Source organism: Pseudomonas simiae (assembly GCF_900111895.1).
Classification (GTDB): Bacteria; Pseudomonadota; Gammaproteobacteria; order Pseudomonadales; family Pseudomonadaceae; genus Aquipseudomonas; species Aquipseudomonas simiae.
Genome location: NZ_FOKB01000004.1, coordinates 614213 through 626149, shown reverse-complemented (window position 1 = coordinate 626149; position 11937 = coordinate 614213). Strand labels below are relative to the sequence as shown.

General features: G+C 59.2%; 8 protein-coding genes and 1 pseudogene. 6 read left to right on the top strand and 3 right to left on the bottom strand.

The genetic code is table 11. The features are described 5' to 3' along the window. Positions 1-7 precede the first annotated feature (7 nt). The 3 genes and pseudogenes from BMZ57_RS16255 to BMZ57_RS29795 all read right to left on the bottom strand — a co-directional run. Entirely contained in the window at positions 8-1180 is a 1173-nt protein-coding gene (locus BMZ57_RS16255) for a hypothetical protein (protein ID WP_010211296.1), read from the bottom strand. A gap of 14 nt (positions 1181-1194) precedes the next feature. After that, positions 1195-2082 (bottom strand): nitrilase family protein, encoded by an 888-nt coding sequence (locus BMZ57_RS16250; protein WP_010211295.1) that lies wholly within the window; start codon positions 2080-2082, stop codon positions 1195-1197. Between the two features lie 112 nt (positions 2083-2194). Beyond that, a pseudogene (locus BMZ57_RS29795) lies at positions 2195-2359 on the bottom strand (FAD-dependent oxidoreductase); the annotation flags it as partial. Positions 2360-2479: 120 nt separating this feature from the next. On the opposite strand from BMZ57_RS29795, the gene BMZ57_RS16240 reads away from it, so the two are divergent. From BMZ57_RS16240 to BMZ57_RS16210, 6 genes are all read left to right on the top strand, one after another. Further along, a complete protein-coding gene (locus tag BMZ57_RS16240; protein ID WP_010211294.1) occupies positions 2480-2824 on the top strand; it encodes an FKBP-type peptidyl-prolyl cis-trans isomerase in 345 nt (114 codons plus the stop codon). A 12-nt stretch (positions 2825-2836) separates the two neighbouring features. Continuing rightward, positions 2837-3439, top strand: coding sequence for a GNAT family N-acetyltransferase (locus BMZ57_RS16235; RefSeq protein WP_010211293.1), 603 nt, complete (start codon positions 2837-2839; stop codon positions 3437-3439). 421 nt (positions 3440-3860) lie between these two features. Then, positions 3861-6566, top strand: a complete 2706-nt coding sequence (gene mgtA / locus BMZ57_RS16225; RefSeq protein ID WP_010211292.1) for a magnesium-translocating P-type ATPase — start codon at positions 3861-3863, stop codon at positions 6564-6566. A gap of 16 nt (positions 6567-6582) precedes the next feature. Beyond that, complete coding sequence (locus BMZ57_RS16220; RefSeq protein ID WP_010211291.1) at positions 6583-7299, top strand: MgtC/SapB family protein; 717 nt, start codon at positions 6583-6585, stop codon at positions 7297-7299. A 298-nt stretch (positions 7300-7597) separates the two neighbouring features. Continuing rightward, complete coding sequence (locus BMZ57_RS16215) at positions 7598-8224, top strand: response regulator transcription factor (protein WP_010211290.1); 627 nt, start codon at positions 7598-7600, stop codon at positions 8222-8224. 1 nt (position 8225) lies between these two features. Then, positions 8226-11840 carry a transporter substrate-binding domain-containing protein gene (locus BMZ57_RS16210; RefSeq protein WP_069672704.1) on the top strand — a complete coding sequence of 1205 codons (3615 nt, stop codon included), beginning with the start codon at positions 8226-8228 and terminating at the stop codon, positions 11838-11840. Positions 11841-11937: the final 97 nt, after the last annotated feature.

The following is an 11937-nucleotide window of genomic DNA, read 5'->3' as shown; positions in this document are numbered from 1 at the left end:
GGAGGATCTACATCTTGATCAACCAGCCTACCAGAGGCACTATCATCAACGTACTCAACGCCATGGAAGTGACATTGCCTATATACGGATGAAAGTGTACGGGCAAGCGCCCCGCAATCGCAGAGGCCAGTGGCGGAGCGATCAGCGCCCCGAGCAGTGCACTTGAAGCGATGACTGTCCAACTGCCACCATGGGTCAATACAGCCGCCGGGACTACAGAGACCAGCGGAACGTAGGTCGGATACCAGCCTCGTTTCATCCACTGTTTTCGCCAGATCGCGACGCCCAACGCCGATGTCAACGCTTGGGCCGCCAGCAGGGGCAAGACCAGGCCTGATCCATACGCCGGGCTGATCGGGTTCAGTGCATAGGCCACCAGCACACCTGCCAGCAACCCGAGACTGGCGAGCTCGTTGCCGAAAAAAGGCGCTTCGGAAAAATCTGCCAGCACCCGACGCAGGCTCCAAACAATACCGTAAGTGGGCGGTCTGGCGGGTGCTGGCTTGGCGGGGGCTATGTAGTCAGAACTCACCAACGACGGCACTCGACGACACAGTACAAACGCAATGACACTGCCGATCGCCATGCCCACCACGTTGCCGATCACCACTGGAAGACCCAGTGGAACGCATACGAAGTTCACGATCAGCATGCAAATGGGTGTCACCAGCAATGCGCCCAATACAGCACCGTTTACAGCAACTTTCCAGCCACCGCCGAACATCAGCACCATGGCTGCCGGTAACGAGACGAATGCCGCAAACGTTGGCTGCCAGGTCTGTGCAGTGACGCTCCAGCCCCACAGAAGATTACTCAGCATTAGCCCCAGCAGTGAACTTGTCACCAGCCAAGGCCATAGCCCTGTTCCGTAGGAAATAGAAAATCCTTGCCAGGCTTTACCGTGCTTGCTCGCCCACCATGCCAGGTAGGCGCCGCTCAACAAACCGAGTGATGCCAATTCGTGCTTATAGAAGGCTACTTCGCTGATATCCCCGACTATCCATCGAAGCCAGGCAACAGGATGGGGCAGGCTTGCAACCATTTCGGCGTAGCCCGGCCATGACCATTGATTGCTGAGCGCCACCCAGAGCACCAGTACCATGCTGGCAAACCCCAACATCAGGACGGTGAGATCTACCCTGGACCGGCGGGCCCTCGTTTCGGTAATGAAGGTTTTCATATAGCGCCCTCCGATCAGCGTGGAAGGGCAGGGTGTCGGGAGTAGCCGAGCATTTGATCGTAGAGATCAATGCGTCGATCACGCTGCAGGTCATTGAGGCTGTTCCAGATCGGAGCACTGCGGGCGCTGGTGATATCAACGTCGGCGAACAGGATTTCCTGGCGATTGGCTGAAGCTACCGCGCCAATCGGCCAGCCGTTGGTTCCGGCAATCAACGAGCATCCGAGGTAACGCGCTTCACGCTCTTCGCCGATGCGGCTGGCGGCAGCGATAAACACGTTATTGACGTGGGCGGCGGTCATCGTCAGGTACGACGCCATGCATTTGCCTGCCTCATCGAATAGCGGCGGTGGCGTCCATACCCAATTGTTCAGGCTGCAAATAATATCGGCGCCCTGCTGGCTGAGAATACGTGGCACCTCCGGGAACCAGATATCCCAACAAATCAGCAAGCCAATACGGCCTATCGGTGTTTCAAATACTGGAAATCCGGTATCACCCGGAGTGAACCAGAGTTTTTCCAGGTTCCATAGATGTGCCTTGCGGTATTTGCCGATGAACCCGTCGGGACCTAGCAGCACAGCTGTGTTGAACAACTGCATACCGTCTATTTCACACAGGCCTGTCACCAGGTACACCTGGTGTTTGCAGGCAAAATCTATCCATGCCCGCACACTTTCGCCGCCTGGAATCAGCTCGGCATGATCAAAGGCATCCTGGCGACTGCTGAAGAAATACCCGCAATTGGTGAGCTCGGGCAGTACGATCAGGTTGGCTCCACCGTTTGCAGCTTCGGTCGCCAGTGCAAGACTTTGATGCAGGTTGCTGGACCGGTTGTTCATGCCAACCTGAGGGTCCAGTTGGATGACTGCTACGCGGGCGGGGCTTGCTGGTTCGCTCATGGCGGTGACCTCTTATTGTTATACAACCGGGAGTCGGTTGGGCGTTTATAAGAGGCGACCGAATGTTTAATTGAAAGTCAGGTGATTCCCCTTGAGTTGTAGTCTCTTTCTTTTATGGTTCGGCTTTGTAGATTGGGTAGTCATGCATGGTAAAGCCTCCGTTGAAATTGGCTTGGGTTCTATTACAAATGGCTATCACGGTATCAATTGCTCCCCTGAAGCAGGGCTCTGTCCAGCCCGAATCTACGGAGAAGGATTCGCCGCAGAGGTACAAACCCCCTGAACGACACCGCGTTAACTCGAGTGCATGCCCTCCAGCGACGGTTCCACCTTCACACTTGCCAAACCCACCCGATTCTGGGAAAACCCACCCTTTTGTACCGTCAACGAGCGCCCTATGAGCACCGAAGAACTCCGAATCACCGACATCCGCCCCGGCACCGGCAAAACCGTGGTGAAGGGCGCGCTGATCACCACTCAATACACCGGCACCCTGGAAGACGGCACGGTGTTCGATTCTTCCTGGGAGCGCGGCAAGCCGTTCCAGTGTGTGATTGGCACCGGGCGCGTGATCAAGGGCTGGGACCTGGGCTTGATGGGCATGCAGGTGGGCGGTGTACGTACCTTGTTCGTGCCGGCGCATCTGGCCTATGGCGAGCGATCGATGGGTGCGCATATCAAGCCCAACAGCAATCTGCGTTTTGAGATTGAGTTGTTGGAAGTACTGACGCGGGACGATTGAGGGCGAGTGAACATGGACGTTGATTCACCGCTGTTGCCGGGGTGCTCTGTCGCGGGCATTCAGGTCGTTGAGCTGGACAGCAGTGATGAGCAGGAGCTGCAGCGGTTTTTCGAGCGGGCGCCGGATTACTTCATTGCGGTCAACGGCGAGCCGGCCACGGCGACCGAAGCGCATGAAGAATTGCAGGGACAGTTGCCCGCAGGGTGGGCATGCAGCCGGATGTATTGGCTGGGTTACCGCGATGTGGAAAACCGGCTGGTCGCGGTGGTGAACATCGCGGCGGACTTGCTGGCCGTTGGCGTGTGGCATATCGGGCTGTTGCTGGTGGATGCACGCTTGCATGGCACTGGGCTGGCGCAGCAACTGCATGGGGATCTTGAAGCCTGGGCGGTTCGCAATGGCGCTCACTGGTTGCGGTTGACAGTGGTCATCGGCAACGCCAAGGCGGAGCGCTTCTGGCCAAAGCTTGGCTATGTGCAGGTACGCACCCGCGAGGGGATCACCCTGGGCCGCCAGGTGAACCGGGTTTCGATTCAGGTCAAGGCGCTGACAGGTGGACAGGTGGGTGATTACTTGGCGTCGGTTCAGCGGGATCAAGTGGATGCGCCTTCCTGAACCCATCCTGAAGAATTTTCTTATTCCCCATGCGGACACTTTCCTACGGTTTACTCTCCCATCATCGGGGCGTAAGCTTCGCGCGTTTTCATCAATAGCGGAGACCCTCAGTGGGTACTTGTTCGAGTGACAGTAGTCGGCCGGTTTCGGTAACCGGCACAGGCTTGGCAAGGTAACGCGCATTTTTCCGATGCCGTTGTCTCGCCACTAAAAGCGAGAAGCGGCATCCCGGCAGCGGCCAGTCCTGGCACCTGCCCGAATCCCTCTCATCGACGCTGACCAGCACCCGGTTCACCTCGGGATGCTACGGACGCGCCTGCCTTTTGCGGCAGGCGGGCCACGCTGGCTGTGCCTATAAAACGGGCGCGGTGCAGACGGCGGTACCTGCACGACGGTTTCTTCCTCGCGCAGGAGTAACACCATGAACTTGACTCTGTTGAAAGAGTTCTTTGCCGGCTTCCTGCGGACCCGGCACATCGCCCGGCATTTCCGCCGCCTGGCGATGCTCGATAGCGTGACCGACGCCAGCGTCAGCCGCGAAGTGCCGCCGACACTGGCGCAAACCCTGGTGGTTTCGGCCAACAGCAGTGCGGTGCAGTTGCTCGGCACGCTGGGCAGCCACTCTGAGGGTTTGAATACCCAGGAAGCTGACGCTCTGCGCGTGCAATACGGCCTCAACGAAGTCGAGCACGAACAGCCGCTGCCAGGGTGGGTGCACCTGTGGCACTGCTACAAAAACCCGTTCAACCTGTTGCTGACCTTGCTGGCGGTGATCTCCTGGCTGACCGAAGACATGAAGGCCGCCACGGTGATTTTCTCCATGGTGGTGCTGTCGACGCTGCTGCGTTTCTGGCAGGAGGCCAAGTCCAACAAGGCCGCCGATGCGCTGAAAGCCATGGTGAGCAACACCGCCACGGTGTTACGCCGCGATGAAGCCAAGCGCATCGAATTGCCGATCAAGCAATTGGTGCCGGGTGACCTGATCGTGCTGTCGGCCGGGGACATGATCCCTGCCGATTGCCGAGTACTCAGCGCCAAGGACCTGTTCGTCAGCCAGGCGGCGATGACCGGTGAGTCGATGCCGGTGGAGAAGTTCGCCCAGCAGCAGGACACCAAGACCCGCAACCCGCTGGACTTGGAGAACATCCTGTTCATGGGCACCAACGTGGTGTCCGGGGCGGCGACGGCGGTGATCCTGACCACCGGCAACAGCACCTATTTCGGTGCCTTGGCCCAGCGTGTGACCGCGACTGACCGTGCGACCACCTCGTTCCAGCACGGCGTCAACAAGGTCAGCTGGTTGCTGATCCGCTTCATGTTTGTGATGGCGCCATTGGTGCTGTTCATCAACGGTTTCACCAAGGGCGACTGGACCGAAGCACTGCTGTTCGCGCTGTCGATTGCCGTGGGCTTGACCCCGGAAATGCTGCCGATGATCGTCACGTCCACCCTGGCCAAGGGGGCGGTGTTTCTGTCGCGCAAAAAAGTCATCGTCAAGCGCCTGGATGCGATCCAGAACTTCGGCGCCATGGATGTGCTGTGCACCGACAAGACCGGCACCCTGACCCAGGACAAGATTTTCCTGGCGCGCCATGTGGACGTGTGGGGTGAAGAGTCCGACGATGTGCTGGAAATGGCCTACCTCAACAGCTACTACCAGACGGGCTTGAAAAACTTGCTGGACGTGGCGGTGCTGGAGCATGTGGAGGTGCATCGCGAGCTGAAAGTCGGCACGGCGTTCCAGAAGGTCGATGAGATCCCGTTCGATTTCAATCGTCGCCGCATGTCCGTCGTGGTCGCTGAGCAAGGCCAGCCGCACCTGTTGATCTGCAAGGGCGCGGTGGAAGAGATTTTGTCGGTGTGCAACAACGTGCGCCATGGCGACGTCAATGAAGCGTTGACCGAAGACCTGCTGGCGCGCATCCGCCAGGTCACTGCCGCGTTCAACGAAGAAGGCCTGCGCGTGGTCGCCGTGGCCGCGCAGCCGATGGCACCGGGTCGCGACACCTATAGCCTGGCGGATGAGAACAACCTCACGCTGATCGGCTACGTCGCCTTCCTCGACCCCCCCAAGGAAAGCACCGCGCCTGCGCTCAAGGCGCTCAAAGCCCACGGCGTTGCAGTGAAAGTGCTGACCGGTGATAACGAGTTGGTCACTGCCAAGATCTGCCGCGAAGTGGGCCTGGAGCAACAGGGCCTGCTGATGGGCAACGACATCGAGGCCATGACCGACGCCGAACTGGCCAAGGCCGTGGAAACCACCAATGTGTTCGCCAAGCTGACCCCGAGCCACAAGGAACGCATCGTGCGCTTGCTCAAGGCCAACGGGCATGTGGTGGGTTTCATGGGCGATGGCATCAACGACGCCCCGGCGCTGCGTACTGCTGATATCGGCATTTCGGTGGACAGCGCGGTGGATATCGCCAAGGAAGCCGCCGACATCATCCTGCTGGAAAAGAGCCTGATGATTCTGGAGGAGGGCGTGCTGGAAGGCCGGCGCACCTTCGCCAACATGCTCAAGTACATCAAGATGACTGCCAGCTCCAACTTCGGCAACGTGTTTTCGGTGCTGGTGGCCAGTGCGTTCATCCCGTTTTTGCCGATGTTGCCGATGCATCTGCTGGTGCAGAACCTGCTGTATGACATTTCGCAGATCGCGATACCGTTCGATAACGTCGACGCGCAAATGCTCAGCAAACCTCAACGCTGGCAGCCGGGAGATGTCGGCCGTTTCATGCTGTTTTTCGGGCCGATCAGCTCGATCTTTGACATCACCACGTTCGCACTCATGTGGTATGTCTTCGACGCCAATACCCCCGACCACCAGACCCTGTTCCAGTCCGGCTGGTTTGTGGTGGGGCTGCTGACCCAGACGCTGATCGTGCACATGATCCGCACCCCGAAAATTCCGTTCCTGCAAAGCCGTGCCGCGATGCCGTTGATGGTGATGACCGGCGTGATCATGGCGGTGGGCATTTTCCTGCCGATGGGGCCGCTGGCGCATTACTTCAAGTTGCAGGCGCTGCCGTCGCTGTACTTCGTATTCCTGCCGGTGATCCTGCTGGCGTACATGGCGCTGACCCAGGCGGTGAAGGGCTACTACATCCGTAAGTTTGGCTGGCAATAAGCAGGGAGGATGTCCTATGCAAGCAATCAACAACATCAACCTCGAATCCCTGGTCGACACCCTGGTCAGCCTCACTGCGGCCTTTGTCCTCGGCGGCTTGATCGGCTTCGAGCGTCAGTACCGCCAGCGCACGGCGGGCCTGCGTACCAACGTGCTGGTGGCGGTGGGCGCGGCGATCTTCGTCGACATGGCCAGCCGGCTCGGTGGCGCGGAAGGCGCGGTGCGGGTGGTGGCCTACGTGGTCTCGGGCATCGGTTTTCTCGGTGCCGGTGTCATCATGCGGGAGGAGGGCAACGTGCGTGGGCTCAACACGGCGGCCACCCTCTGGGCATCGGCGGCAGTGGGGGCCTGCGCGGGTGCCGACCTGGTCCTCGAAGCGCTGCTGGGCACGCTGTTTGTGCTGGCCGCCAACACCTTGCTGCGCCCGATCGTCAACAACATCAACCGTCAACCATTGGACGTGGTATCGGCAGAGGTCACCAACATCCTGTATGTGATCGCCCGGCGTACCCAGCAGAAAGCCGTGCTGGCCTTGCTGGAAGCAGAGCTGGCACGTTGCAACTACCCGGCCAGCGACGTGGACGTGCGCCCCTTCGGCACGGAAGAAGTGGAGATCGAAGCGACCCTGGCCGTCACGTCGGTGGACGGTGACGAACTGGATGCGCTGGTAGCGCGAATCTCGATGTCGACCCTGGTGGTGCAGGCATTCTGGAGCCCGAGTACCACCGAGTAGTTCCCGGCCGTCAGGCGTTATCCCGTGCAAAGCGGACTAAGCTACTGCGAGGAAAAGTCCTACAATCAATCGAGATTATCCCTTCATTTGATAAGCCGCGCCGTTGTTAAGGTTGCGCCCTTGCGCCTCAGGAACCAAGGCGCAGCTCAACGTATTGACCGTGATTTATCAAAAGGAGGGGTCTTTACTACCTGTAGTGTCATGCAGAGTTATCAGCACCGTTTGTCGGAACTGTTACTTTTCACAGGTAGATAGGTCCCGTGTGATATGTAAGCGTACTGATCCCTCGGGGAGTCTTATGAGCAAAGCTTTAATTGTGGATGATCACCCTTTTATCCGCGCCACCGTGAAGTACCTGTTGAAGCAAGAAGGCTTCGATGAAATCTATGAAGCGGGCAATGGTGCCGATGCCATGCAGCTGGCGCGTGAGCGGCGCCCGGATCTGATCATTCTCGACCTGGCCATGCCCAAGCTTGGCGGATTGGAGGTGATCAGCCGGATCAAGGCGCTGGAACTGCCTTGCAAGATCCTGGTGCTGACCTCCTATCTGGCCGTGTTCTTCTCCACCCGCTGCATGCGCGCCGGGGCCATGGGCTTTGTGGCCAAGACGGGTGAACTGGACGAGTTGCAAAAGGCGATCAGGGCGATCCGGTCCGGCTACAGCTGCTTCCCCAGCGTGGCCACCAGTTCAGTGCGCCGTGACGATTTGCAGACCACTGAGCAAGAGCTGGTCAATTCGCTGTCGGACCGCGAAGTGACGGTGCTGCAAAGACTGGCCACAGGCCTGACGAATAAGGAAATCGCCGAGGATATGCTGTTGAGCCACAAAACCATCAGCACCTACAAGACGCGACTCAAGGAGAAGCTGCGCATGTCTTCGGTGGTGCACCTGTCCAAGTTCGCCCAGCGCAATCATCTGATCTGAAATGACGACCACCCGGCTGTTGAGATTCACGGCCATCCTGCTGATCGGGTTGTTTTCCCCTGCAGCGATGGCCCTGGATGAGCCGCACACCCTACAGCTCCTTGGCCACGCGACCCTTGAAAACCCAGGGCTGGAGCTCGATGAGAGCGACTGGCGCTGGTTACGCCAGCGACGCACATTGGTGATGGGGGTGTCGGCGCCGGACTACGCACCTTTTGACTTGAGCAATAACAAGGATTTTGAAGGTATCACCGCTGACTACGCGTGGCTGATCAGCCTCATCTTAAGCGTGCCTATCGAAGTTCGACGCTATGACACCCGCGATGAGGTGATCGAGGCACTCAAGCTGGGCCAAGTGGATTTAGTAGGATCGGCCAATGGTTACGAAGCCGCCGACAAGGGCCTGGTGCTGTCCCGTTCCTACGCCAATGATCAACCCGTGCTGATAACCCGCGCGGGTGACAGTCATTTACTGAGCGCCGACCTGGCCGGCAAACGCGTGGCGATGCTCTACCACTACATGCAACCCGACGCTGTCCAGGCCTATTACCCCAAGGCGCAACTGCTGTTGTATGGCTCGACCCACCAAGCCATCGGCTCCGTGGCGTTTGGTCAGGCGGATGTGTACCTCGGCGACATTATCAGTGCCCGTTATCTGATCAAAAAGAACCACCTCAATAATATCCGTATGGCCGATTTTTCCGGGCTGGAGGTCAATCCGTTCGGGTTTGCTTTCACTGCGGATAACATCCGCCTGCTGAATATCATCAACGCAGCGCTGGCCGTGATCCCCGCCAGTCAGCAAATGAGCATCCTGCGCCGTTGGAGCGCCGCAGACAGTGGGGTTCTGGAGGCAGACCGACTGCGCTTGAGCGACAGTGAGCAGCGCTGGCTGGAGAAGCACCCGCGGGTAAAGGTCGCGGTGCTCGACAAGTTCATGCCGCTGTCATTTTTAGATGAGCGGGGGCAGTTCGTGGGGCTGAGCGACGAGGTATTGTCGCGGATCAGCTTGCGCACGGGCTTGAAGTTCGAGATGGTCCACGGCAATTCGTTAACTCGGCAAATTGATGAGGTCAGCAGCGGGCAAGCGGACATGCTCGCGGTCATCACCCCCAGCGTCGAGCGTGCCGAAAAGGTCCGCTTTACCCGACCTTATCTGTCCAATCCTTACGTGTTGGTGGCGCGTGCCAGTGATGAACGGCTGCTCACCCTGGAAGACATGCCCGGTAAACGCCTGGCGTTCATTGGTGGCAACAGCCTCGGTGCACAGATAGCACGCGACTATCCAGGTATCCAGTTTGTCGACGTCGGGAACCCTGAGGCCGCCATGGACCTGGTCGCGAAGGGGAGTGTCGATGCAACTATCGTGTCGTTGATCAGCGCACGCTACATGATTGCGCGCAATTATCGAGACCGTCTGCGTATCACCAGCACGATCGGCACGGAACCGGCGCGCATTGCCTTTGGCGTCAACCGCAGCCAACTGGAGCTGTATTCGATCCTCGAGAAGGCGTTGTTGAGTATCACACCTGAGGAAATGGACGAACTGAGCAACCGTTGGCGCAGTGAGATCATCATTGATGACAGCTACTGGAGCAGCCATCGCAATGTGATCATCCAGGGGTTTGGCCTGGCTGCGTTGCTGCTGCTGGTGACCCTGGGCTGGGTGCTCTACCTGCGCAACTTGATCCACAAGCGCGCCCAGGCGGAACAGGCCTTGAGCGACCAGATGCGGTTCATGAGCGTGCTGATCGACGGCACTCCCCATCCGATCTACGTGCGCGATCGCCAGGGCCGGTTGATGGCCTGCAACAACGCTTACCTGGATGTGTTTGGCTTCAAGTTGGAGGACGTGATCGGCAAGACCGTGGTGCAAACCGATACCGGCAACCCGCCGCAGGCTCAGTCGTTCCATGCCGATTACTTGAGCCTGATGGAGCGCGGCGAGCCGCAGATCCAGGATCGCGTGCTCAAGGTGCCGGGTGGCGGTGTGCTGACCATTTACCAGTGGATGCTGCCGTACCGTGACAGCAACGGCGCCGTCGTGGGCATGATTGCCGGTTGGGTGGATGTCAGCGAACGTCAGCGCCTGCTTGGCCAACTGCAGGAAGCCAAGGAGGAAGCGGACGCCGCCAACCGTGCCAAAACGACGTTCCTGGCGATCATGAGCCATGAGATCCGCACCCCCATGAATGCGGTGATTGGCATGATCGAATTGGCCCAGAAAAACGCCGAGCAGGGCCGTGTCGATCAGGATGCGTTGGAGGTGGCGTCGATGGCATCCCGGAGCATGCTGGAGTTGATCGGCGATATCCTGGACATTGCGCGCATTGAAACCGGTCACCTGTCCCTGAGCCTGGAACAGGCCAATCTCCATGAGTTGCTGGCGTCCGTAGCGCGGGTGTTCGAAGGGCTGGCGCGGGACAAGGGGTTGCTGCTGCAAGTCGAGCTCGACCCGATGATCGACCGGGCGGTGCTGATCGACCCTTTGCGTTTCAAGCAAGTGGTGTCCAACCTGCTGGGCAACGCTATCAAGTTTACCGCCACCGGGCAGGTGCGCCTGGCGGCTCAGAGCACACCGACATTGGCCGGTGACCACTTGAGCCTCAGGTTGTGTGTGGAGGATACGGGGATTGGCATCAGTGCCGAAGATCAGCAGCGCTTGTTCAGCCCCTTTATCCAAGGCAGCAACAACGACCAGTCGGCGCGCAGCGGTTCTGGCCTGGGGTTGGTGATCAGCCGCAACCTGTGCGAGATGATGGGCGGCCAATTGCATTTGAGCAGTGTGTTGGGCAAGGGGACGAGGGTGGACCTGACGTTGACGCTGGCCACGGCCACGGACACACCGGTTTACGCACCTGCGCCTCCCGCGCCTGCGACTCACGCGTTGAACCTCCTGGTGGTTGACGACTACCCGGCCAACCGTCTGTTGTTAGCTCGGCAACTGAGCTTCCTGGGGCATCGCATCGTCACGGCCGAAGACGGCGCCGAGGGTTTTGCGCTCTGGCAGGACGGGCAGTTTGATGGCGTGATCACTGATAGCAACATGCCGATCATGGATGGCTATACATTGGCACGTGATATCCGTGCCCAAGAGCGCCAGCGGGGGCTGGTGCCATGCCTGTTGCTGGGGTTCACCGCCAACGCCCAGCCCGAGGAGACCGAGCGCTGCCGGCAGGCGGGCATGGACGGCTGTCTCTTCAAACCGACCGGCCTCGATGATCTGCGCACGGCATTGGCATCGCGCACCGCGGCGCCGGAGGAGAAAGAGGTCGTGCCGGTATGTGACTTGAGTACGCTGGTCGCCCTGACAGGGGGCGATACTGCTGGGCTCAACGAGTTGCTGGCGCCATTGCTCGACAGCCTGGCAGAGGACCGCTTGGTGCTATCGACGCTGAGAGCACGCACGGATTTCGGCAAGTTGCATGACCTGGCCCATCGCGTCAAAGGTGGGGCTCGTATGGTCAAGTCGCAGGCGCTGGTCGCTTGTTGTGAAACGCTGGAGGACGTGTGTGAAAGGAGGGACCGTGATGCGTTGGCGGCTACGGTTGACGCGATTGGCCATGCCATGGATCGCTTGCATCACAGCTTGAGCACGTGCATCAAGCAGTCTTGACCCAGGTGGCTAGCCATTCGGTGGATTTGGGAGAACTCCTACGTTGGACGGGAATAAGCCTGATTTTGTCCTCGGGATATGTCTGGAAAATGGGCCT

What these genes read in the sequence shown, in the direction of transcription:
- BMZ57_RS16255 (WP_010211296.1), bottom strand. Translation starts at nt 1,180, where the DNA reads ATGAAAACCTTCATTACCGAAACGAGGGCCCGCCGGTCCAGGGTAGAT.
- BMZ57_RS16250 (WP_010211295.1), bottom strand. Translation starts at nt 2,082, where the DNA reads ATGAGCGAACCAGCAAGCCCCGCCCGCGTAGCAGTCATCCAACTGGAC.
- BMZ57_RS16240 (WP_010211294.1), top strand. Translation starts at nt 2,480, where the DNA reads ATGAGCACCGAAGAACTCCGAATCACCGACATCCGCCCCGGCACCGGC.
- BMZ57_RS16235 (WP_010211293.1), top strand. Translation starts at nt 2,837, where the DNA reads ATGGACGTTGATTCACCGCTGTTGCCGGGGTGCTCTGTCGCGGGCATT.
- mgtA (WP_010211292.1), top strand. Translation starts at nt 3,861, where the DNA reads ATGAACTTGACTCTGTTGAAAGAGTTCTTTGCCGGCTTCCTGCGGACC.
- BMZ57_RS16220 (WP_010211291.1), top strand. Translation starts at nt 6,583, where the DNA reads ATGCAAGCAATCAACAACATCAACCTCGAATCCCTGGTCGACACCCTG.
- BMZ57_RS16215 (WP_010211290.1), top strand. Translation starts at nt 7,598, where the DNA reads ATGAGCAAAGCTTTAATTGTGGATGATCACCCTTTTATCCGCGCCACC.
- BMZ57_RS16210 (WP_069672704.1), top strand. Translation starts at nt 8,226, where the DNA reads ATGACGACCACCCGGCTGTTGAGATTCACGGCCATCCTGCTGATCGGG.